The sequence below is a fragment of the Subsaximicrobium wynnwilliamsii genome (genome assembly GCF_007997225.1).
In the GTDB taxonomy this organism is placed as follows: Bacteria; Bacteroidota; Bacteroidia; order Flavobacteriales; family Flavobacteriaceae; genus Psychroserpens; species Psychroserpens wynnwilliamsii.
Genome location: NZ_VORM01000003.1, coordinates 64,382 through 85,721, shown reverse-complemented (window position 1 = coordinate 85,721; position 21,340 = coordinate 64,382). Strand labels below are relative to the sequence as shown.

At 39.4% G+C, this 21,340-nt stretch carries 21 protein-coding genes and 1 tRNA gene; 12 read left to right on the top strand and 10 right to left on the bottom strand.

What is annotated here, in order from left to right; all coding sequences use genetic code 11:
* Positions 1 to 99 precede the first annotated feature (99 nt).
* From ESY88_RS03255 to ESY88_RS03210, 10 genes are all read right to left on the bottom strand, one after another.
* The gene (locus ESY88_RS03255) at positions 100 to 981 is read right to left on the bottom strand and encodes an SDR family oxidoreductase (RefSeq protein WP_147084587.1); all 882 of its coding nucleotides are present in this window, start codon (positions 979 to 981) and stop codon (positions 100 to 102) included.
* A 427-nt stretch (positions 982 to 1,408) separates the two neighbouring features.
* Complete coding sequence (gene tnpA, locus ESY88_RS03250) at positions 1,409 to 1,861, bottom strand: IS200/IS605 family transposase (protein WP_147084586.1); 453 nt, start codon at positions 1,859 to 1,861, stop codon at positions 1,409 to 1,411.
* A 353-nt stretch (positions 1,862 to 2,214) separates the two neighbouring features.
* A complete protein-coding gene (gene scpA, locus ESY88_RS03245; protein WP_147084791.1) occupies positions 2,215 to 4,341 on the bottom strand; it encodes a methylmalonyl-CoA mutase in 2,127 nt (708 codons plus the stop codon).
* 1,067 nt (positions 4,342 to 5,408) lie between these two features.
* Positions 5,409 to 6,068 carry a hypothetical protein gene (locus ESY88_RS03240; RefSeq protein ID WP_147084585.1) on the bottom strand — a complete coding sequence of 220 codons (660 nt, stop codon included), beginning with the start codon at positions 6,066 to 6,068 and terminating at the stop codon, positions 5,409 to 5,411.
* 48 nt (positions 6,069 to 6,116) lie between these two features.
* The gene (locus ESY88_RS03235; RefSeq protein WP_147084584.1) at positions 6,117 to 7,481 is read right to left on the bottom strand and encodes a methylmalonyl-CoA mutase subunit beta; all 1,365 of its coding nucleotides are present in this window, start codon (positions 7,479 to 7,481) and stop codon (positions 6,117 to 6,119) included.
* Positions 7,474 to 7,794, bottom strand: coding sequence for an FtsB family cell division protein (locus ESY88_RS03230; RefSeq protein ID WP_223270704.1), 321 nt, complete (start codon positions 7,792 to 7,794; stop codon positions 7,474 to 7,476). The genes ESY88_RS03235 and ESY88_RS03230 overlap by 8 nt, the downstream gene beginning before the upstream one ends.
* A complete protein-coding gene (gene udk, locus ESY88_RS03225) occupies positions 7,772 to 8,386 on the bottom strand; it encodes a uridine kinase (RefSeq protein ID WP_147084583.1) in 615 nt (204 codons plus the stop codon). The genes ESY88_RS03230 and udk overlap by 23 nt, the downstream gene beginning before the upstream one ends.
* A 49-nt stretch (positions 8,387 to 8,435) precedes the next feature.
* Positions 8,436 to 8,891: a c-type cytochrome gene (locus ESY88_RS03220; RefSeq protein ID WP_147084582.1), complete on the bottom strand. Its 456-nt coding sequence runs from the start codon at positions 8,889 to 8,891 to the stop codon at positions 8,436 to 8,438.
* Positions 8,888 to 10,000, bottom strand: a complete 1,113-nt coding sequence (locus tag ESY88_RS03215) for a PQQ-dependent sugar dehydrogenase (RefSeq protein ID WP_147084581.1) — start codon at positions 9,998 to 10,000, stop codon at positions 8,888 to 8,890. The genes ESY88_RS03220 and ESY88_RS03215 overlap by 4 nt, the downstream gene beginning before the upstream one ends.
* A 25-nt stretch (positions 10,001 to 10,025) precedes the next feature.
* Positions 10,026 to 12,326: a TonB-dependent receptor family protein gene (locus tag ESY88_RS03210; protein ID WP_223270703.1), complete on the bottom strand. Its 2,301-nt coding sequence runs from the start codon at positions 12,324 to 12,326 to the stop codon at positions 10,026 to 10,028.
* Between the two features lie 145 nt (positions 12,327 to 12,471).
* Here ESY88_RS03210 and ESY88_RS03205 point away from each other — a divergent pair.
* The 12 genes from ESY88_RS03205 to ESY88_RS03155 all read left to right on the top strand — a co-directional run bounded on the left by ESY88_RS03205 (position 12,472) and on the right by ESY88_RS03155 (position 20,997).
* Positions 12,472 to 12,549: transfer RNA gene (locus ESY88_RS03205), tRNA-Pro, on the top strand.
* A 390-nt stretch (positions 12,550 to 12,939) separates the two neighbouring features.
* Entirely contained in the window at positions 12,940 to 13,239 is a 300-nt protein-coding gene (locus tag ESY88_RS03200; protein ID WP_189702506.1) for a phage integrase SAM-like domain-containing protein, read from the top strand.
* Between the two features lie 120 nt (positions 13,240 to 13,359).
* Entirely contained in the window at positions 13,360 to 13,686 is a 327-nt protein-coding gene (locus ESY88_RS03195) for a site-specific integrase (RefSeq protein WP_147084579.1), read from the top strand.
* A 594-nt stretch (positions 13,687 to 14,280) separates the two neighbouring features.
* Positions 14,281 to 14,901, top strand: a complete 621-nt coding sequence (locus ESY88_RS03190) for a DUF4255 domain-containing protein (protein ID WP_147084578.1) — start codon at positions 14,281 to 14,283, stop codon at positions 14,899 to 14,901.
* 12 nt (positions 14,902 to 14,913) lie between these two features.
* Positions 14,914 to 16,767, top strand: coding sequence for a phage tail sheath C-terminal domain-containing protein (locus ESY88_RS03185; RefSeq protein WP_223270702.1), 1,854 nt, complete (start codon positions 14,914 to 14,916; stop codon positions 16,765 to 16,767).
* 29 nt (positions 16,768 to 16,796) lie between these two features.
* On the top strand, positions 16,797 to 17,228 hold the full coding sequence (locus tag ESY88_RS03180; protein WP_147084577.1) for a phage tail protein: 432 nt from the start codon (positions 16,797 to 16,799) through the stop codon (positions 17,226 to 17,228).
* 3 nt (positions 17,229 to 17,231) lie between these two features.
* Complete coding sequence (locus ESY88_RS03175; RefSeq protein ID WP_147084576.1) at positions 17,232 to 17,684, top strand: phage tail protein; 453 nt, start codon at positions 17,232 to 17,234, stop codon at positions 17,682 to 17,684.
* Between the two features lie 11 nt (positions 17,685 to 17,695).
* Positions 17,696 to 17,866 (top strand): DUF5908 family protein, encoded by a 171-nt coding sequence (locus ESY88_RS20845; RefSeq protein ID WP_189702505.1) that lies wholly within the window; start codon positions 17,696 to 17,698, stop codon positions 17,864 to 17,866.
* Positions 17,863 to 18,630 (top strand): CIS tube protein, encoded by a 768-nt coding sequence (locus ESY88_RS03170; protein ID WP_147084575.1) that lies wholly within the window; start codon positions 17,863 to 17,865, stop codon positions 18,628 to 18,630. The genes ESY88_RS20845 and ESY88_RS03170 overlap by 4 nt, the downstream gene beginning before the upstream one ends.
* Positions 18,631 to 18,634: 4 nt before the next feature.
* Entirely contained in the window at positions 18,635 to 20,278 is a 1,644-nt protein-coding gene (locus ESY88_RS03165) for a phage baseplate assembly protein V (protein ID WP_147084574.1), read from the top strand.
* 4 nt (positions 20,279 to 20,282) lie between these two features.
* Positions 20,283 to 20,576 (top strand): PAAR domain-containing protein, encoded by a 294-nt coding sequence (locus tag ESY88_RS03160; protein ID WP_147084573.1) that lies wholly within the window; start codon positions 20,283 to 20,285, stop codon positions 20,574 to 20,576.
* Between the two features lie 10 nt (positions 20,577 to 20,586).
* Entirely contained in the window at positions 20,587 to 20,997 is a 411-nt protein-coding gene (locus tag ESY88_RS03155) for a GPW/gp25 family protein (RefSeq protein WP_147084572.1), read from the top strand.
* Positions 20,998 to 21,340 lie beyond the last annotated feature (343 nt).

Below are 21,340 nucleotides of genomic sequence, written 5' to 3'. Positions count from 1 at the left end.
CACTAAAATAACTAAAAATTTAGTTTAAACTTTAGTGTTGTACTGATTTTCTTTCAATTAATTTGACAAAATCGATAAATGAAGACTAAAGAAAAGGGCTTACTTATTCTTTTTCTTGCGAATCATAGCTTCCAATTGATCCCACTGATCTTCAGAAATTTCAGAAAGCATATTAAATTGTCCCGCGCCTTGAAGCCATTCGCCACCATCGATAGTGATGACCTCTCCATTGATATATGCCGAAAAGTCAGAGACTAAATAAGCCGCTAAGTTGGCCAGTTCTTGGTGCTCTCCAACACGATTGAGTGGTACCTTTTTGGCCATATCAAATTTTTCCTGAAGGTTGCCAGGCATCAAACGGTCCCAAGCGCCCTTCGTAGGAAATGGTCCTGGTGCAATGGCATTGAAGCGCATCCCATATTTTGCCCATTCCACAGCCAAACTGCGGGTCATAGCGAGTACGCCAGCTTTTGCAGCAGCGCTTGGCACAACGTAGCCCGAACCGGTCCAAGCATAAGTGGTAACGATGTTGAGCACACTGGTGTTTTCCTGTTTGCTATCAATCCAATGTTTACCGAATGCGAGACTACAGTTCTTGGAGCCTTTTAAAACGATGTCAATAATCACATCAAAAGCATTGGCAGATAATCGCTCGGTTGGCGAAATAAAATTGCCAGCAGCATTATTGAGCAAGACATCTACCTTACCAAATTTGGCAATAACCGCATCGTGCATGGCCTCCACTTGGTCATAATGGCGCACGTCGCACTGCACGGGAAGACATGAGCCTCCTGTTTCTTTCTCAAGCGCACTGGCTGTGTTTTTTAATTTATCTAAATCTCGCGACGTGATGGCGACTTGGGCACCGAGTTCCATAAAATATTTGGACATGGCTTTTCCCAGGCCGCTGCCACCACCAGTGACCACTATGGTTTTTCCTTTGAGCGCGTCATCGCGAAGCATTTTGTTGGTGTAATTCATATGTTTGCTGTTTTAAGTTTATTGTTGATAAAATTCTAAATTCCATGCCGATATTTATCGGGACCAAATTCCAAATTCCAAATTGTGAACCTTGAACTTTGAACCTTGAACTTTTTGAGATGCTCTAATATAAGCATAAAAGAGTGTATTTTGAACATTTTGAATAAACGCTAAGTCGATTTTAGAGTTTACATTTTATTGGTCTCAAATAAAGTTAAAATGTTTTGCCACGAATTTCACAAACCTGCCTGTCCGGTAGGCAGGTTTTCACGAAACCGTTTGTTATCTAAAAATGACGTCATGAGATACCATTCATTTCACGAATTCAATAGACTTTCAGTCGGTTTCAAAAAAACTATGGACTTGAAGTCCATTGTGGTTTAATTTGAAATCGATTCATGTTGGTTACGCTTGATCTATCTAAGCTTTAATCCCAAACGTACTTTTCGTCATATTCCACCTTGTGTTTTTTCAGTATAGCGCGATATTCAGTCTGAAATTCTGTTTTCTCATGATGTGCATGCTGATTTTGGATGTACCGATATACCACATCCACCCCCTTTGGATTCACTGAAAAGGCGCCATAACCATCCTGCCAAAAGAAGTCTTCTAAACGCTTATCTTTCGTTTTATACCATTTTGAGGAATTGGCTTTTACTTTTTGAACTAAGTTCATTAGGGCGATTTTCTTACTGAGCATGCATAAGATATGAATATGGTCTGTGTAGCCACCTACGATTAGTACTGTACACTCTAGTTCGTTGCATACACCACCGATGTAAGCATGTAGTTCTTTTTCGTAGGGTGCATGTATGAGTTTTTGCCTGTATTTGGTGCTGAACACGATGTGAAGATAGTTTTTAACTAGTGACTGTCCCATAGTGATGGTTATAGTGACGGACTGCATCCGTCGTTAGTGTATGTCGTCCCTTCAGGACTGGCTATGCTGTGCTGCGCATCGAGAGCGGGGCGAGACTTTTCGGCATCTATCGCTAGATATGACGCCTCGCATCCATAATGACGAACTGCGTCCATCGTTAGTGTATGTGGTCCCTTCAGGACTGAATCCAATCCCGAAGGGATGTCATAAATTCGTATAGGGCAAAGCCCCAATGATTTTTAGATATTATTTAACAAGATAGTGAATTAAAGGATTCGTCTTTTTTTTAGAAAAAGAATTCCAACTGAAAGGGATTTTAAAAAAAGTGTTTTCAGCGTAAGAGAAATCATAATTTAACCCATCAAAATATCGAGAATTTCGATGGCGGCTTCACTAATTTTAGTGCCAGGTCCAAAAACAGCGACTGCACCCGCATCGAATAGGTATTGATAGTCCTGTTGCGGAATCACGCCACCAACAATGACCATAATGTCCTCGCGACCATAGTTTTTAAGTTCCTCAATCACTTGAGGCACCAGCGTTTTGTGGCCGGCAGCGAGAGAGGAAACGCCCAAAATATGCACATCGTTCTCAACAGCTTGTTTGGCTGCTTCCTTTGGTGTTTGGAAGAGCGGACCAATATCAACATCAAAACCCACATCGGCATAGCCTGTGGCAACCACTTTGGCACCACGGTCATGGCCGTCCTGTCCCATTTTGGCAATCATGATTCTTGGTCTTCTGCCATCTTGCTCGGCAAATTTATCGGCGAGCTCTCTTGCTTTTTGAAAGCTGCTATCGTCTTTTATTTCTTTACTATACACGCCTGAAAAGGATTTTATTTCTGCTTTATAACGTCCAAATTCTACTTCTAGCGCATCACTTATCTCGCCAAGGGTCGCGCGATGTCTTGCAGCTTCAATGGCTAATTCTAAAAGATTTTCAGTGCCAGATTTTGCAGCTTTGGTTAAATTGGATAGGGCAGAAGTGACTTTCTTTGAATCTCGGGTGGCTTTTATATGTTCCAAGCGTTCAATTTGGCCATTTCTAACGGTTTGGTTATCTACTTCTAAGGTAGTAATAGGGTCTTCTTCAGCGCGTCTGTATTTATTGACGCCAACAATCACATCTCTGCCAGAATCGATTCTCGCCTGTTTTCGAGCAGCAGCTTCCTCAATTCTCAATTTAGGGATGCCGGCTTCAATCGCCTTGGTCATACCACCCAATTCCTCAACTTCTTCTATTAGTTTCCAAGCTTCCTCTGCAATGTCGTGGGTTAATTTTTCGACATAAAAACTGCCCGCCCAAGGGTCAACTGTTTTTGTGATTTGGGTTTCGCTTTGTAAATAGATTTGTGTGTTTCTGGCGATACGTGCCGAAAAATCTGTGGGGAGCGCAATGGCTTCATCAAGCGCATTGGTGTGTAAACTCTGTGTGCCACCAAAGGCTGCTGCCGCAGCTTCAATGGTGGTTCTCGCCACGTTGTTGAATGGGTCTTGTTCAGTTAAACTCCAGCCTGAAGTTTGGCAATGGGTGCGTAAGGATAAGGATTTTTCGTTTTTCGGATTAAATCGCGACACCAACTTTGCCCACAACATACGAGCAGCGCGCATTTTGGCGATTTCCATGAAATGATTCATGCCAATGGCCCAAAAGAAGGACAATCTTGGGGCGAAGGTATCAATATCCATCCCCGCTTCAAGCCCTTTTTTGATGTATTCGAGTCCGTCGGCAAGCGTGTAGGCCAATTCAATATCGCAAGTGGCACCTGCTTCCTGCATGTGGTAGCCCGAAATGCTGATGCTGTTGAATTTGGGCATGTGTTTGCTGCTGTATTCAAAAATATCGGATACGATTTTCATGGAAGGCGTTGGCGGATAAATGTAGGTATTTCGCACCATAAATTCCTTGAGGATATCATTTTGGATGGTACCCTGCAGCGCTTCTGCAGCTACGCCTTGCTCTTCCGCGGCAACAATATAAAAAGCCATAATGGGCAAAACCGCACCGTTCATCGTCATGGACACGCTCATTTTATCTAGCGGAATCTGGTCGAAAAGCAATTTCATATCCTCAACCGAATCAATGGCCACCCCAGCTTTACCAACATCGCCAGTGACGCGTTCATGGTCGCTATCGTATCCGCGATGTGTGGCCAAATCAAAAGCTACGGAAAGTCCTTTTTGTCCCGCAGCGAGATTTCTCCTGTAAAAGGCATTACTGTCTTCTGCAGTGGAAAAACCAGCGTATTGCCTAATGGTCCAAGCGCGGCGAACGTACATCGTGGAATAGGGACCACGCAAGTAAGGCGAAATGCCCGCCACAAAATTCAAATGTTCTAAATGCTCAAGGTCTGTTTTTGAATACTGAAGCTTGAGTTCGATATTCTCGGCAGTCTTAAACGAAGCTGAGGATGCTTCCGTAGAATTATTGTTTCCTTCGGGCTCTAGCTGAATATGTTGGAGGTTTTTACGCATAATTTTGTTTATAGTAGAAAGATCAAAGTACAAAGTACAAAGTGAAATTTGTGAGTTATTGAGAAAGGTTTAATGTTTTAAAATTCCAAATTCCCAATAAAGTTATATTTTATCTCGCAAAGGCGCAAAGGCGCAAAGGCGAGGCGTTGCATGAATGGCGCTTTTTAGTGATTAGTGATGCATTTTCATCAAGCGTATTTTATTGGTAAACAATTAATAAATCAAATTCCTAATAAAGTTATATTTTATCTCGCAAAGACGCAAAGGCGAGGCGTTGCATGAATGGCGCTTTTTAGTAATTAGTGAGACGTTTTCATCAATCGTATTTTATTGGTAACCCATTAATAATTCAAATTCTAAATAAAGTTATATTTTTTCTCGCAAAGGCGCAAAGGCGCAGAGTTGCATGAATGGCGCTTTTTAGTGATTAGTGATGCATTTTCATCAAGCGTATTTTATTGGTAAACAATTAATAAATCAAATTCCTAATAAAGTTATATTTTCTCTCGCAAAGGCGCAAAGGCGCAGCGTTGCATGAATGGCGCTTTTTAGTAATTAGTGATGCATTTTCATCTATCGTATTTTATTGGTAAACAATTAATAAATCAAATTCCAAATTCCTAATAAAGTTATATTTTCTCTCGCAAAGGCGCAAAGGCGCAGAGTTGCTTGAATGGCGCTTTTTAGTAATTGGTGATACGTTTTCATCAATCGTATTTTATTGGTAACCCATTAATAATAATTCAAATTCCCAATAAAGTTATATTTTATCTCGCAAAGGCGCAAAGGCGAGGCGTTGCATGAATGGCGCTTTTTAGTGATTAGTGATACTTTTTCATCAATCGTATTTTATTGGTAACCCATTAATAATTCAAATTCCTAATAAAGTTATATTTTATCTCGCAAAGGCGCAAAGGCGCAAAGGCGAGGCGTTGCATGAATGGCGCTTTTTAGTGATTAGTGATACATTTTCATCAATCGTATTTTATTGGTAAACAATTAATAATCCAAATTCTAAATTCTAAAATCGTCAATCGTCAATCGTCAATCGTCAATCGTCACTCGTCAATCTAATGATTATGCCCTGCATGCGGGTCTTTTTCAGTTTTCGGATTATTTTTTCGGTCTATTATTTCTCCCGAAAGGTCTGCTTTAGGTTTGGTAAAATCGACTTCATGCAATTTTCCGTAGAACAGATCTAAGGCTACGTGTGTCGCAAAAAATTTATCGGTACTTAGGCTGAACACGCGACGCTGGATTTCATATTCCAACATGCGTGGTGACATGCTGTTTGTGCTTAATAATGCCCTATAGGTGGTGCCAAGTTTTTCATCGGTTATGTGCTCGCTAATGCAACTAAAAATGGGATGACTGTAGTTGTATGCCTTACCTTGCTGCCCTTCTTTCCAAAGTGATTTATCAGTTTTCAATGCCTCGAAAACTGCTTTGCTGTGGTCTGAAATGATATCGTTATACGTTGCACGCCTATTCGTGGTAGCAGTTATGAACTGTTTATACGCATTGCCCACTTGGCCATTAAAAGGCTTGTAAAAGGCCACGATATCATTTTCAAAAGATAGCAATGCTTCCTCAAAAAGTTTGGTATTTGTTGTGCCGCAATCCAAAATGGAAGTGTCTGTAGCATAAGTGTACTCTAATGTGGCTTTGTTGTCTTTTTGGCAAGTGCATACACACAGGCAAAATACGATAAGGGTAATCTTTAGCTTCATTTGTAAAAAAAATTATGGTTTAAAATAAAAATGTATTTCCATTGATGATTACTCCGTTTCAGCCTTGAGGCGTTCTTTTTCAATGGTTTCTGCCAAACGTTTTGCGATAATGGGCTCAATCAAGGTCTTAACGGGATTTGTCTTGACAAACGGGTAAAGCTCAATGTCATCGCTCATGCGGTCTTCGGGGTTGGGATGTTTGTTACTGCCTAAAAGCGTGATTTTTCCCTGATCAAACTGTTGCTGTTCCTGTTGGGCGCTTTCCTTTGATTTTCGTTGGATGGTACCTTCTTTCAATTGGGCTAAAAATCCGCCATTGGCTTCGATGTCTTTAAATATTTCTAAGGCCTTAGTGGCTAATTCGGTTGTTAGTGTTTCAATATAATAAGCGCCGTCGGCTGGATTATCGACCTTATCAAAATAACTTTCATTTTTTAAAATGAGCAATTGGTTTCTAGCAATGCGCTCGCCAAACTCGTTGTCTTTATGGTAAATGGCGTCGTAAGCTAAATTGCAAACAGTATTGGCAGCACCAAGAATTGCACTCATACATTCTGTAGTGGTGCGCAGCATGTTGGTGTTATAGTCATAAAGCGTTTTGTTGCGTTTTGTGGGTATGGCAAAAATCTCACACTTCGGGTTGACGTTAAATTCTGAAGCCAGACTGCGCCAAAGGGTTCTTAAAGCCCGTAATTTGGCGATTTCAAAAAAATAATTGCTGCCTACCGCAACCGTAAAATGCACTTCTAATTTGGCTTTCTCTGCTTCAGTTAATTTATGGTCTAAAACCTGCAAATATTCCGCAGCATGAGCCAAACAATAGGCCAATTGCTGGGTCATGTTCGCACCTGCATTTTGATAAATGGACGCATCGACGGAAAAGCTTGCGGTTTGTTTTACAATGGTTTCGAATTTTGAGAAATCTTCGTTAAGCGTCTTGAACCAATTTCCCGTTGAAGTCAGTCTTCCGATGATATCATTTAGAATAACAGTATTTTCTGAAGGGATGTTTTTTACATAATCCGAAGATAAAAACTGCAATTCAAAATATATAGGAATGCTGCTTAGAGTTATGTTCTGAAGCAGTTGCTCTATGGAAATGTCTTCTGCAGGGATAATGAACTTTATCGACTCTGCACCACGTTCTATGGCGTCCAATGCTTTTTTGTTGGACATTTGCACGTTGGCAACAAAAATAGTCTGACAAATTTTGAACTGGCTCGCGCGCGCTTCTGAAGTGTTGGGCAAATGTTCAAAATCATCGGCATGGTAGAAAGGTTTCACGTTAATGCCCTCGTTGGAATGCCAGATTAAGGTGTCGTTATAATCTGCACCTTTTAAATCGGCCTGGATTTTTTGCTTCCATTGCTTTGCGGAAACTGCTTTGAATTGTTCGAATAATGGCTTAGTCATCTTGTGTTTCTAATTTCAGGCTATCTTCATATTCAATGATGTAGATGTCTTCATTTTCTTTCTTCATGTAATACTTTTCACGTGCCATTTTCTCGATACCTTCATCGGTACTCAGTTGCTTAATGGCTTTTTTATCCTTGATGATTTCATTGCCATAATAGACCTTTTGGTCTTCGAGGTCACTGATTTCAGAGTTGAGTTCACTGTGGATTATTAGCGAATTGGCATCAAAAAACAGCATCCAAATTGCAAAACAGATGAAGATGAGCACAAAGATATTTTTGAGATATTTAAACATAGTTGAGTTTCTCATTTATAATGGTTCTCACAATGCCAATGGCCACCATATTATGGCGGTTATTTGGGATGATGATATCTGCATACTCCTTCATAGGTTCTATAAATTGTTGATGCATAGGCTTTAAAGTATTTTGGTAACGGGCAAGCACTTCATCAAGATCCCGACCACGTTCTGAAATATCGCGTTTGAGTCGTCTTATGAGGCGCTCATCACTATCGGCATGCACATAAATCTTAATATCAAATAGCTTGCGTAACTCAGGGTGCGTCAAAATAAGGATGCCTTCAACGATCATCACTTTTCTGGGCTTGGTCTTGATGGTATCGCCGGTTCGATTGTGTTTTACAAAGGAATATACGGGTTGATCCACATGTTCTCCTCTGCGCAAAGCCTTGAGGTGCGCCTCCAATAGCTCAAAATCGATAGATCTTGGATGATCAAAATTGATTTTGGTACGTTCTTCATAACTTAAATGCGTGGTATCCATATAATACGAATCTTGCGACAGAATACCAACTTCGCCTTCTGGTAATTCGTTGAGTATTTGGTTGACCACAGTTGTTTTTCCGCAGCCTGTTCCGCCTGCGATTCCTATAATGAGCATATTTTTTATAACTTGTTTAGGTTACAAATTTAGCAATTCACAACTATTTTCACTGTTCAATTTTTGAAACTTGTGTTTCAGTTATCAACGTACCAAAAGTGTTACCCCAACTGTTGTTGATGTAATTCATCACATCGACGGTTTCATCATCTTCAAGTCCCATGGGCGACATGACGTTATTGTAAGGGCTTCCGTTGACCACAATTTTGCCAGACAATCCATATTTTATGGCCTTAATACTTTCCGTTTGCTTGTTTTTGAGATAGTCAGAATTTGCAAGGGGCGGATACACATTCGCAACACCTTGGCCGTTTGGTAAATGGCAACTCATGCAGAAATCGGTATAGATACTCTCACCTCGTGCAATGCTTTCGCTAAGTTCGGAATCCTGTTTTACCGGTTTTAGTTCGGAAGAAGAAGCGACTGCTAAACCCTGTTTTTTTTCTGTAGTATTGCAAGCACAGAACATCAAAACCGCAAGTATGATTATTAAGGAATTTTTCATTTCGTCTGAATCAATTTAACGATACCTAAATTTTCAATGCCCACATAGATAAACCCGTCTGGGCCTTGGTTTATAGAGCGCACCCGTCCTAAACCATCCAATAGGCGTTCTTGCTTGACCACTTTATTGTCTTTAATATAGCAATTATCCAAATACTGAAACTTCAAGGAGCCCACCAAGAGATTCCCCTTCCAGCCTTCGTAAACATCACTAGAGATGAATTCCATACCACTGGGGGCAATGGAAGGCACCCAATAATACAATGGCTGTGCCATGTTGGGTCTCGAGGTTTCATCGGTAATTGTGGTGCCAGAATAGTTGACGCCGTATGTAATAACTGGCCAGCCGTAATTTTTTCCAGCTTCGACAATGTTGATTTCGTCGCCACCTTTAGGCCCGTGCTCATGCGCCCAAATGGCTTGGGTTGTAGGGTTGATAACCATCCCTTGCTGATTGCGATGCCCGTAGGAATATATGGCTTTTTTGGCATTAGGCGTGTTCACAAACGGATTATCATCTGGGATGCTGCCATCGTCATTCAAACGATAGACCTTCCCGCCATCTCGGCTAATATCCTGAGGGTTCTCATCGCGATTGCCACGTTCGCCAATGGTAAAAAACAAATATCCGTCATCGTCAAACACAATGCGCGACCCAAAATGCTGTCCTCTTGTGGTGTTTGGGGTTGCTTTGTAAAGTATTTCCTGTTCCACAAGCGCATTGTCTTTAAGTTTAGCGCGCATCAAGGCGGTATTTCCTCCTTCTTCCTCGCCTTCCGAAGAGGCATAGGTTAGATAAATCCAATCATTGTCCTTATAATCTGGGTGTAATTTTATGTCCATGAGTCCGCCTTGACCACGGTTGTAAACTTCGGGAATGCCAGAAATCTGAGTTTTTTTCCCATCCTTAAAATGAATGAGCTCGCCCTCCTTTTCTGTAATGAGCATAGCACCGTCGGGTAAAAAGCAGAAGCCCCAGGGAATGCTCAAATCGGGTACTACCACTTCATGTGAATTTTTGGTATTGATGGGATTTTTATCTTGGGCACAGGCCAATAAACTCCATAAAAGGAGGGAAGCTAAAACTGAAAGCGTGCAGCGATGGTTCATGAGATGGATTTTTGGTTCAAGTTAATTAAAAAACATAATTTAGGCTAATTCCGCTGAAGTAATTTGACGGTTCTCCAGGATAATAATAGCGAGGTGCCGCGTTGCCGAAACTGTTGGCGTTGATTAAAATTTGCGAGGCATAAGCCGTGTCAAATATATTGTTGAGCCCAAAAAATAGATTGAGTTGTAATTGCTCGCTCAATTTTGGTGCGTAACCAATTTTGAGGTTGGTCAAGCTGTAAGCATTTGAATATAAGTTGTTGCTATCTGTAATAGGCATCTTACCCACCTGCTGAAAGTTGATATTACCATAGAAGCCAATTTTAGATGTCACATCCACTCCTGCATTGAAAATCCCATTGGGAACGCCAGTAAGTTCGTTACCAGAAAAATTTTGCCCATCATCAATAAATTCCTTGAACTTATAATGATTCAAACTATAATTGGCAAAGCTGCTTAAAGTAAAGTCTGCGCTTTGAAACCACTGGTATTCTGCCGATAATTCGAGACCATCATGTTGGGTTCTACCAGCGTTGACCCCAATATATTGGTCTTGCCCCACGCGTCTTGCGACCAGTAGGTTTTTGACATCCAAGCGGTATATATTCAGGCTATAATTGAGTCTGTTGTCCAGAGACGTGCCACGCGTGCCCAATTCAAAATTCCACCCCGTTTCAGGTTTGAGTTGGGTGTTTATTTGTCCGTCGGGCAATAAGGTCTCTGCCGATGAAATGGGCGAGAAGCCATGGCTAATACTTGCAAAAGCTGAAATTGCTTCAGAAAACAGATGCGACACCCCAAATTTTGGTGACAGAATGGTTTTAAACTGAAAATTGCCGGATTGGTCTGGATTTTCTTCGGAAACAGCAAAATCATCGGTCAAATCATACCCAGTTTGATTCATGTTCAATCCCACGGAAAGCGTAGTCGCTTCTGAAAATTCATAGTTGCCTTCAAAAAAGAGGTTGTAATAGTCCCGTTTTTCCTTGAAATCTGAAGCCTTTGCCCCTTGAACACTTCCAGTCCCGATAGGAAACGCTTCGTAAAGATTTTCAAAAGTTTTAGAGCGGTAATGCTCCCGGAATACTTCAGCGCCAAGCGTCCAGTTCAAATCCTTTTCGAGTAGCTTTATGTCGCCCAATAACCTGGTCCTTATGCCAAAGGCAAAAGAATTTTCAGTTAAAATATTGAAAGGTCTTGGCTCATAAGCATCTCTAAAAGAGGTAAAAATGCTCGTGTTTTGGTTTAAAGAACTGGAATATTGGTGTTTCCAGGATAAGCCGAAAATCCCACGTTTTGCAGCTTCGTATCCTTGAGCCTGTTTCCAATTGAGAGCAGCGGTTTTTGGACGATTTTCAAAATCGGATGCATTGATAGAACTTGGGATGAAAGCTTTTAAATCAACATAACTTCCCAAGAATGACAGTTCGTCTTTTTCACCTAAATAGTGATTGGAGTTTAAAGTTAAGGTTTCTCGATTGTAATTGTTGTTATCGCGATATCCATCGCTTTCAGTATGGCTATACACCACTTTATAGTTGCTTTTTGAAGCGCCATAATTGAGTTCGTTGAGGCTTTTTACAAGTCCGAATGAACCTAAAGTGAGCTCCGTACTAAAGCTCGTTTGATTGAACGTTGCACTTTCGGGCTTAAGATGAATGGTGCCGCCTAGGCCAGCTCCATAAATACTGGAGACTGCACCTTTGATAATCTCGAAGCTGGAGATACTGCCCAATTCAAAATCCTCGATATTGGTCTCGCCACTTCCGTTGGTAAGGGGGATGTCTTTAAAATAGGCCCGAATTTTGGAGGTGCCGTAAAGCGTCCTTGAACCAATGCCTCTAATCACAATGCGATTGGTGCTTAGGGTGCCACTCTGCATAAAAACGCCAGGCACCCGATTTAAGACAGGGGAAAAATTGATGTTGTTTGCCCGTTCTATGTCTTTTGAAGTGACAATGTTTATTGCTGCAGTAGCCTTTTTTAAAGGTTTAGGCACATGGTTTGTGTTAAACACGACCTCGCCCAATTGTTGAGGGTTGATTTGCAAGCTTACAATGCGATAATCGTTTTGACTAAACTGGACTGTCTTTGAAAAATAACCCGGTTTTTGAAGGAGATAGCTGCCAAAATCAGTGATATTGAAATTTCCATTTTTATTGGAAATTAGTGTGTCTTTAGTTTTTGTGTTGATAATAAAGGCATTGGCCAAGGGTGTTTCGTTAGCCATTTCAATAACCTTAGCATTAAACTCGGTTTGCGCCAATGCGCTGTAGCACCAGAAAAAACATAGGGTTATGGAGAGATAAGTTTTAATCTGGGACATTTAAAAGAGGCTTCAAAAAGTGAATTGTAAAATTAGGGCTTAATAGCGAAGGCCCTTAGCGCAAAAAACACAAATTTTTTATCTTTTTTTTCTTTTCAGATGAATAAAATAATTTATATTTGCATCCCGTTAGAGATAACCAATTCGGGGTGTAGCGTAGCCCGGTTATCGCGCCGCGTTTGGGACGCGGAGGTCGCAGGTTCGAATCCTGCCACCCCGACCATTAAAAGCCAAAAAAATTAATTTTTTTTTGGCTTTTTTTATGTTTGCTTCAGATATAAAAATGTAAACAATCTAAGTAGATCTTTTTTTTAAAAAAGCGAAATACTTAGTTCATATCATTTATGTTTCCTCCAAATGGAATCAAGTTATGATGGGACAGCAACAGGAATAGGGCACGTGGAAGTTCCTACAAAACAAAAGTCCTCAATACCTGCCTAGACCAAGTAAATAGCCATTTAATTGGACTGCCATAAACAATTTCTGGAATAAGGAGAGAACCGCAAACGCCATTAAAGCACGTTATTTGGGTCTGGACGAGAGCCATAAGACACTAAATCAGCGCATAGCCTACCATAGTGCCAGCATGGTCGGCATTTTGAAATATGGCACCATGAAAAAATATCACACTACAGGAAGATGTCTTTTGAAGTATTTGAGTAAAGTTTCAAAAGCGGATGACATTTACCTGAAACAATTGAACTATCGGTTCATTGGTGAATTTGAGCAGTTCCTGAGAGCCTTCAGAAATCCAAAAAAGGAATTGGTGCGTTCCAATAATGGCATTATAAAACATTTGAAACGCTTTAAAAAAATGGGCAACCTTGCCGTTAAGTTATTATGGTTTCCAAAAAATCCGTTCAATCAGTTTCAGCTTAAGTACAATAAATTTGACAGACAGTTCCTTGCTTAGCGCGAACTCGAACTGATTGAAAACATGCATTTCACTATGGAGCGGTTGGAACGTGTATAGGACTGTTTTACATTTTCCTGTTATACGGTACTTTCTTATTTAGGTGCCAGGGAACTGACTTTGAACCATATTATTAGGGGCATCGACAACAACTATTGGATCTTTACCAAACGTGAAAAAACAAATGAAACGGTCAAAATCCCCATTTTGCCCAATGCCTTGGCAATTATTGAAAAATATAAGGATGAAGCCGAAAAAACAAACAGTTTAAATTTAGCTACAGACTTATTGCATTTATTTAGATATACAGAGATTTCGGACAAAGCTGTTGTATTGATCTGCCTTATCCATGATAATATGGAAAAATTCACAGAATATGTTTATTATAAACGAGAACTTGATTCAAGGATTATCCCATTGATTGTCATTTTATCAAGATATCATTAGATGTTTAATCACAATCAAATGTTATGGATTCAGCAAACTAAAATAGAGTTAAAATCAATGTTCGTTTTGATTTTAATTTTGCCGAAACCCAAATTGATTGGCTTACTTACTAATCACTCTTAATTTCGCTTTTATAATATCAGGATTTTCTCCATTCCTCCATGGACTATAAAATTTATTGTGGAGCATTTCTCTTCAAATTTCATTTTGACAAATTCAGTTTTCTTCAAGAACTTGGTTTCACTAAAATTGCTTGATTCATTTCAATTAGCACTTTCTAAAACATACTATATTCCTGACTTTCAAATTAAAGGGCGGGTTTTTACAACTGATTGTGAAAGAATATTTTTATATTTCGAGTATATAGATCTAGTTTAGTAAAATTAGATTATCTCCACAAAAATTTTAACAGTACAGTTTTGAACTTGATAATGTATTAAAAAGATGCATTGTCACGAGCATAATTTTGGCTATTGAATGAAATCAAAAAGCTGCCATTTATGCTATGCCAAGCTCTATTGTAAATCATATAACATCGCATTTATCAATTGAAAATAAAGGTTTTTACTTCCATATAAACTATTTGTTATAATTATGAACACAATCGTTCCAGTCTTAGAATTTATTAAAGATCGAATCGAAAGTTTTTCTGGGACTTCTAACAGTGTTAGTGTGGGTAATGTAGGACTTTTGAGCGATGATGAATTTAAGTCAGTCAATTTTTCAAAAATTTTCATCACGGTTCTTAAGATTGATGAGGAACGCTTGGCCAATAATAAAAATGTCTATTTCATCAAAGACGGAAACGATGATTACAGTAAAAGGTCTAATCCTCAAAAATCTTTTAGTTTAAACTTATTGTTCGCGGCTTGCAGTAGTAATGCAAGATATACAGATTCTTTACAAAGACTGGAAAAGGTCTTGGAATGTTTTCAAGAGCAACATATTTATGAAATTCCGTTACCGGGAAGACCTGAAAACCTTCAGATTGTACTTGAGATTCAAAATATGGATCTCAATCAGCAAAATCAATTATGGTCAATTATAGGAGGGAAGTACTTACCATCTGTTATTTACAAAGTAAAACTGATTCCAATTCAAGGTATTGCCGAAGACGGATATGGCATCATTGAGCGTGTCCGTATCGATTTATTGGACAAATCAACGGCTGATGGATTTGTCATAGAAACAACAAACGATTTAACAAAAAACTAAAACACAAATATTATGTTGAGTACACTCAAAACCCCTGGCGTTTATGTCATCGAAAAGAATGCATTCCCGCCTAGTGTGGCACAAGTAGCCACAGCAATTCCCGCCTTTATTGGTTATACAGAATTTGGCACAAATGAGCCAACTAAAATAGCATCTATGCTTGAATTTGAAGTATTGTTTGGAGGGGTTTCCCCGCCAGCTAGCATGAATATTGATTTGGCTACAAACATCTATGATGTCACAGAAAGCCAATTTAAACTTTATAATAGTTTACGCTTGTTCTACGCAAATGGCGGCGGCGATTGCTATATCGTTTCAATTGGCAGTTTTGATTCTGCCCCTGATTTCAGTGCTTCCACACCGTTTGAAGATGGGCTGGCACTTTTGGAAAGTTTCGATGAGCCCACCTTGATCCTTTTTCCGGATGCCATCAATTTAACTGCAGAAAATCTAGGACTAGTGCAAAAGGCTGCATTGACGCATTGTAGTGAACTAATGGACCGGTTTACCATTATGGATGTTAGGATTGCAAGTGATTTGGGCACCGATTTAGCGGCTTTTAGAGATCAGGTTGGCAACAGAGACTTAAAGTACGGTGCAGCTTATTATCCTTATTTACAATCCAGTTTTGGGCATCAATTCAGATACCGCGATATTGTAAACGGGGGTGTGGATTTTAGAGCGGCGCATAGTTCTAATAGTGAGATAACTACAGCTATTGATAAATTTGACGAATATCAATCTGACTTAGACACACTCGCCACCGCTTGCCATGATGCTAAACTTGCCAATGCTAAAATTGATATAACTTCAGAATCAAACGTAAACGATTATAATGCGAGTCTTTGGAATTTACTCAGGCCTTTAGGCGATGTTAGTGGAAGCGGCTTGTTAGAAACTGAAGTAGAAAATGCCATTACGGGTTCTCTACAATCTTTAGCACAACGAATTTTTGATTTCGCGACCGCCTTTAACGGCTTGGATGATAATACAGATATTACATTAGTAACAGGTGCTAGTGATTTTATAGCACCTTGGGAGGTTTCTTCAACCGGCCCTGTTTCAACCCCAAATCCTTATGATAATCAACTAAACCAAAACAGCGACTCTGATGCTGCCGACTTTTCCAAAGTAAAAAATCTCTTGGATAAATTACACAATCAAATAGTTCAAAGCTTGAATTCGTTAGTCGCGAATTTGAGAGATTTAGAACTTCAGGAAGAAAATAATTTGGTATCCATGCTTTCTGAATATTCCGGCATCATCACAAGACTGAATGGAACCATGAATACTGTTCCACCTAGTGGCGCAATGGCGGGTATTTATGCCTATGTGGATGCAAACCGAGGGGTTTGGAAAGCTCCGGCAAATGTGAGTTTAAATGGCATCATAGGCTTAACGGATGATGTGAATTATAAAGAACAAGCCACAATGAATGTACATGAAACCGGAAAATCAATAAACGCCATCCGGAAGTTCACAGGTAAAGGCTTGTTGGTTTGGGGTGCACGAACTTTAGACGGAAATAGTAACGACTGGCGCTATATTAATGTACGTCGCTTGGCCAACATGATAGAAGAATCCTGTAAAAAAGCAGCTTTTAATTTTGTGTTTGAACCAAATGTAAAACAAACCTGGGTTGCTGTAAATGGGATGATTTCCAATTTTCTAAGTGTTGTGTGGCGAGACGGTGGTCTGTCTGGAGCAAAACCAGAGGATGCATTTTTTGTAAGCGTAGGTTTAGGACAAACCATGACAGCCCAAGATATTTTAGAGGGGCGAATGATTGTGAAAATCGGTTATGCGCCATCAAGACCAGCAGAATTTATTGTACTTGAATTTACACAAATGCAACAGAGATCATAAATAAATTAAAAACCTAAAACATATTAGTTATGAAAGATTTTCCATTACCAAATTTTCATTTTAGAGTGGATTGGGGCGGCACAAGTATTGGCTTTCAAGAAGTATCGGGTCTTAAAAAAGAACTCGAAATATTGGAATACAGAGAAGGTTCAAGCCCAGAATATTTCAAACGGAAGATGCCTGGAATGCATACTCTGAGTGATATATCCCTGAAAAGAGGCGTTTTCTTAAATGACGACGAATTCTATAAATGGTACAACACCGTTGCATTAAATACCGTAGAAAAAAGAGATATAGTGATTTCATTATTGAATGAAGAGCACGAGCCAACTCTGGTCTGGAATGTAAAAGAGTGCTTCATTACTTCCATTGAATTTTCTAGTTTAAATGCTGAAGAAAATGGTAACGCAATTGATACTATGGTGCTTGCAAATCATGGTTTCACAGTTAAATACGCATAAGCCATGGCCAGCGCAATGCCATTTTCCGGATTCCACTTTTCTGTAGTTTTTGAGCTGTTGCCTCAGTTTAGTATTGATACAAAATTTCAAAGCGTAAGCGGGCTAACCTCTACTATGGAAATGGAAAGTATTTCGGAGGGTGGACAAAACAGGTTTAAAATAGCACTGCCAAAGGGGAATGATTTTGACGATTTGGTTTTAAAAAGAGGGGTTACTAACGATTTTTCAGGCCTGCGTTTGTGGGTAAACAACGCCTTGCAAAGTTTTGTGTTTGTTCCAGCAAACCTGCTTGTGATGTTACTCAATGAAGAACACAACCCTGTTAAAGCATGGTATGTTATAAAAGCAATTCCGAAAGCGTTTTCAATTTCTGATTTTAATGCGGAAGCAAGTACTATCGTTTTTGAAACCTTAACACTCGACTATCAGTTTTTTAATGAAATTCCAATCCCTTAAACCCAGTAATTATGCCTATAGAAATTAAGGAATTAGATATCAAAATTATAGTTCATGAGCCACTCAATAAGCACGATAATAAGGAGCTATTGAGCGGGGCTTTAAAAAAAATGAAATCTGATATTATCAGTGAATGCAAACGTAAAGTTTTAGAAGAATTGAAACAAAAACAAAGACGATGATCAAAGGAATTTTGGGTATTATTGATAAAATGCGCATAGAGGTATTTCCTTCCAGTAAGTACAGTGAGCGTGAAATATTAAAAACAATCTTTGTTCAAATAAATCCTGAAAGCTATTCAGAAACCAAAAACATTGAATATTATGAAGATGATGTTATTGGAGGGTCCAATACAATAACCACTTTCAAATGGGTGGGACAAAAAAGACTTTCTTTTGATTTTATATTTGATTCGTCTGGAGTTTTGCCACCAGCTAGAATAGAGGAAGGGCAAGCAGATAATTTTCCTGTTGGTGATGCCGTCATTGAAGCTTTAAAACCAGCAGTTACAAACCCGTTTGATACACCTGATAGTATTCATGAAAAATTAACAAAATTCCAAGAGGCTTTGGTGCATTATCATGGTGATGCGCACGAACCTAGATACTTAAGACTCCTTTGGGGAAAGTTGCTTTTTGAATGTAGGGTGTCTAATATGCAAATCAATTACAGCCTTTTTCGGAACGATGGGCAGCCCATTCGAGCCACAGTTACCTGTGAGTTTATTCAAAGTACATCTTTTAATGAAATTTTGAACCAAAGAAACGATGCTTCGCCTGACGTTACTCATGAGTTTACTTTTAAACTCCAAGATCGTTTTCCATTGTTGGCCGAAAAGGTATATGAAAACAACAATTATTATATCGATGCGGCGCGGTCAAACGGCTTGCTTAGTTTTCGAAATGTTCGTGTAGGAGAACACATCCATTTTCCACCTTTAAAATAAAATTATGCCAATAATCCCTCTTTACGAAACGATTGATTTAGAGCTGTTTATTAATGGCCAAAATGATAATCTACATACATCAATTGAATCATTGACAGTTGAATATGAGGTAAATAGAATCCCTTACGCAAAAATAAACCTTGTAGCTGGCAATCATTTTCAAAACAACGCTAAGGCTAAAGCGCTTGCATTTGCCATTAGCGATGAAATAGAAATTAAAATTCGGGAAGATGGGGAAATGAAAACCCTATTCAAAGGCCTCATTGAAGAAATTAAAAAAAAAATGAGTGCCAGTGGTTTTCGGGTACAACTAGAGTGTAAGGATATTGTTTCTAGGCTCTTAACGGTTCAAGAAATAATTCCAAATGAAACGTTTCAAGACAGATTTGACCGTCTGTTGAGTCACCATTCCATTTCAAATACCCTAGAAATAGCATCGTTGGGGGATGAGCAAATTAGCCTAGTTGATAATCTCTCACCTTGGGATTTCATCATCAGTTATTTAGATACGTTGGGATATTTAACAACCATTAAAAAGGGTGTGTTTTCTGCAATTTTAAGTACAGACCTGGGAGAAGTGACAACAGAACTGCAGTTTGGCGTTAATATTTTTGATTTAGAATACCGTCGCTCCTCAACAGTAGCCTCAGTAATGATTGAATATTGGGATATCAGCGATCAGGAAAACAAAAGAGAAGAGGTGGACACAGAAGTTGAAGGTTCTGAGGGTATTGAAGTCAACGATTTGGGGCAGACTTATTTAACACCAGAAACCATTAATAAAATCGCAAGAGGCAGAGCGGCAAAAAATAGACTGTCTACCTTTTCTGGTCGCGTGAAAACTTTTGGCAATTTACAGGCGAATTATGGAGAATATATGTCTTTTATAGAATCTGGTAATGATTTTGAGGAACAATCGCTATTGATAACTTCAGAACATCACAGCATTGATGAAAATGGTTGGAAAACCGAATATGCTTTTGGGCTGGAGAATAGTCAATCTTATGTTGAATTTAACGCATTCGTTCAAAGTAAAAACGAAAGCAGATTAGGCCAAATGAATTCAATTTCAGGCTTGCAAATTGGTAAAGTTACCAATCTGGAGGATGATCCCGTAAGTCAATATCGTGTACAGGTTCAAATTACTTCTATAAACGATTCGGGTGAAGGCTATTGGGCTCGTCTGTCATCCATACAAGCCGGACAAAACCGTGGTGGTTGGTTTGTTCCTGATATTGGGGATGAAGTTGTTTTAGGGTTTTTTAGTGATAATCCCGACAGCCCCGTAATTCTTGGTAAGTTGTATAGTGATAATAATATTGCGCCTTTCGACTTAAATAATGACAATTTCATTCAAGGCATTGTAACCAAAGAAGGGAGCCATTTGATATTTGATGATGAAAAAAAATCTATTGAAGCAAAAACCGCAGGTGGCAATATTATAGTTATTAGTGATGATGAATCCGGTATTATCCTCGAAGATCAAAATGGAAATAAAATACAAATGGATAGTAGCGGAATTACTATAGAAAGTGCAAAAGACCTGAACTTGAAAGCTAATATGAGCGTCACCATTGAAGGGGTTCAAAACTCTTTCAAAGCATCAGGCATCATGGAAATACAAGGTTCTTTAATACAATTAAATTAAGAAAATGTCTTTAGCAGCAAGATTAAACGATATGCATGTTTGTCCAATGGCAAACCCAAATGGTTCTCCGCACGTTGGAGGGCCAATTCTGCCCGGTTCCAACGCTACGGTGCTGATAGAAGGACTACCGGCAGCTTGCATGGGCGACCAATGCACTTGTGCTGGTCCGCCGGATGTCATTGTAGCGGGCTCTGGTTCCGTATTAATTGGAGGTAAACCTGCTGCAAGAATGGGCGATAGCACAGCTCATGGCGGAAGCATTGTAATTGGTGCAGGTACGGTGTTAATAGGTGGTTAAATAAAACAGGATGGAAGAAAAACAATTTTTAGGAACAGGATGGAGCTTTCCACCAACATTTAACAAGACTCAAAAGTCTTTAATAACAGTAAGCGGTGAATTGGATATTGAACAAAGCCTGGAGCTTTTGATAACGACTTCTCCCGGCGAACGAGTGCTGCGGTCAGATTATGGATGTGGTATTAAAGCGATGAGTTTTGAAAACATGACGGTCACGATGATGACGAAATTGAAAAGACTCATTGAAAAGTCAATTTTGAAATATGAGCCCAGAATCGACTTGGAAAATGTATCCTTAAAGAATTCTATAGAATTAGAAGGCATTCTTTACATCCAAATCCATTATAGATTAAGAACAACCAATTCTAGAAGCAATTTTGTTTATCCGTTTTATATAAAAGAAGGTAGTTTAGTTCAATAATCATTATGGCAAATTGCAATACACAAATCGAAATTCACAGACAGCCGGGAGCCACCCAGGCTTCCCGTTTTCCGAAAGGGTTAAGCACCGACTTTGTATTGCTTGACGAGCGGAGCATCCAAGACCTTATCGTTTCCACAATTCAACTATCCAAACACATCCATTTTTATGGGGCGGAAAATGTGATTGATGGCAATTGGAGCGCGTTATTCAGTTGGGAATCTACATCGCTCTTTGCCGAACTCTCTACCCTAAACGTTAAAGCCCTGCAGCAAGAATTGAAATTGAAGCTTAGAAAATTGCTTTTTATTGCAGATGAAGCAGATAGAAAATCTGAAATGCG

Coding starts and splice junctions, on each gene's coding strand:
- ESY88_RS03255 (WP_147084587.1), bottom strand. CDS start 981: ATGAATTACACCAACAAAATGCTTCGCGATGACGCGCTCAAAGGAAAA.
- tnpA (WP_147084586.1), bottom strand. CDS start 1,861: ATGGGACAGTCACTAGTTAAAAACTATCTTCACATCGTGTTCAGCACC.
- ESY88_RS03240 (WP_147084585.1), bottom strand. CDS start 6,068: ATGAAGCTAAAGATTACCCTTATCGTATTTTGCCTGTGTGTATGCACT.
- ESY88_RS03235 (WP_147084584.1), bottom strand. CDS start 7,481: ATGACTAAGCCATTATTCGAACAATTCAAAGCAGTTTCCGCAAAGCAA.
- ESY88_RS03230 (WP_223270704.1), bottom strand. CDS start 7,794: ATGAGAAACTCAACTATGTTTAAATATCTCAAAAATATCTTTGTGCTC.
- udk (WP_147084583.1), bottom strand. CDS start 8,386: ATGCTCATTATAGGAATCGCAGGCGGAACAGGCTGCGGAAAAACAACT.
- ESY88_RS03220 (WP_147084582.1), bottom strand. CDS start 8,891: ATGAAAAATTCCTTAATAATCATACTTGCGGTTTTGATGTTCTGTGCT.
- ESY88_RS03215 (WP_147084581.1), bottom strand. CDS start 10,000: ATGAACCATCGCTGCACGCTTTCAGTTTTAGCTTCCCTCCTTTTATGG.
- ESY88_RS03210 (WP_223270703.1), bottom strand. CDS start 12,326: ATGTCCCAGATTAAAACTTATCTCTCCATAACCCTATGTTTTTTCTGG.
- ESY88_RS03200 (WP_189702506.1), top strand. CDS start 12,940: ATGAAAAAATATCACACTACAGGAAGATGTCTTTTGAAGTATTTGAGT.
- ESY88_RS03190 (WP_147084578.1), top strand. CDS start 14,281: ATGAACACAATCGTTCCAGTCTTAGAATTTATTAAAGATCGAATCGAA.
- ESY88_RS03185 (WP_223270702.1), top strand. CDS start 14,914: ATGTTGAGTACACTCAAAACCCCTGGCGTTTATGTCATCGAAAAGAAT.
- ESY88_RS03180 (WP_147084577.1), top strand. CDS start 16,797: ATGAAAGATTTTCCATTACCAAATTTTCATTTTAGAGTGGATTGGGGC.
- ESY88_RS03175 (WP_147084576.1), top strand. CDS start 17,232: ATGGCCAGCGCAATGCCATTTTCCGGATTCCACTTTTCTGTAGTTTTT.
- ESY88_RS20845 (WP_189702505.1), top strand. CDS start 17,696: ATGCCTATAGAAATTAAGGAATTAGATATCAAAATTATAGTTCATGAG.
- ESY88_RS03170 (WP_147084575.1), top strand. CDS start 17,863: ATGATCAAAGGAATTTTGGGTATTATTGATAAAATGCGCATAGAGGTA.
- ESY88_RS03165 (WP_147084574.1), top strand. CDS start 18,635: ATGCCAATAATCCCTCTTTACGAAACGATTGATTTAGAGCTGTTTATT.
- ESY88_RS03160 (WP_147084573.1), top strand. CDS start 20,283: ATGTCTTTAGCAGCAAGATTAAACGATATGCATGTTTGTCCAATGGCA.
- ESY88_RS03155 (WP_147084572.1), top strand. CDS start 20,587: ATGGAAGAAAAACAATTTTTAGGAACAGGATGGAGCTTTCCACCAACA.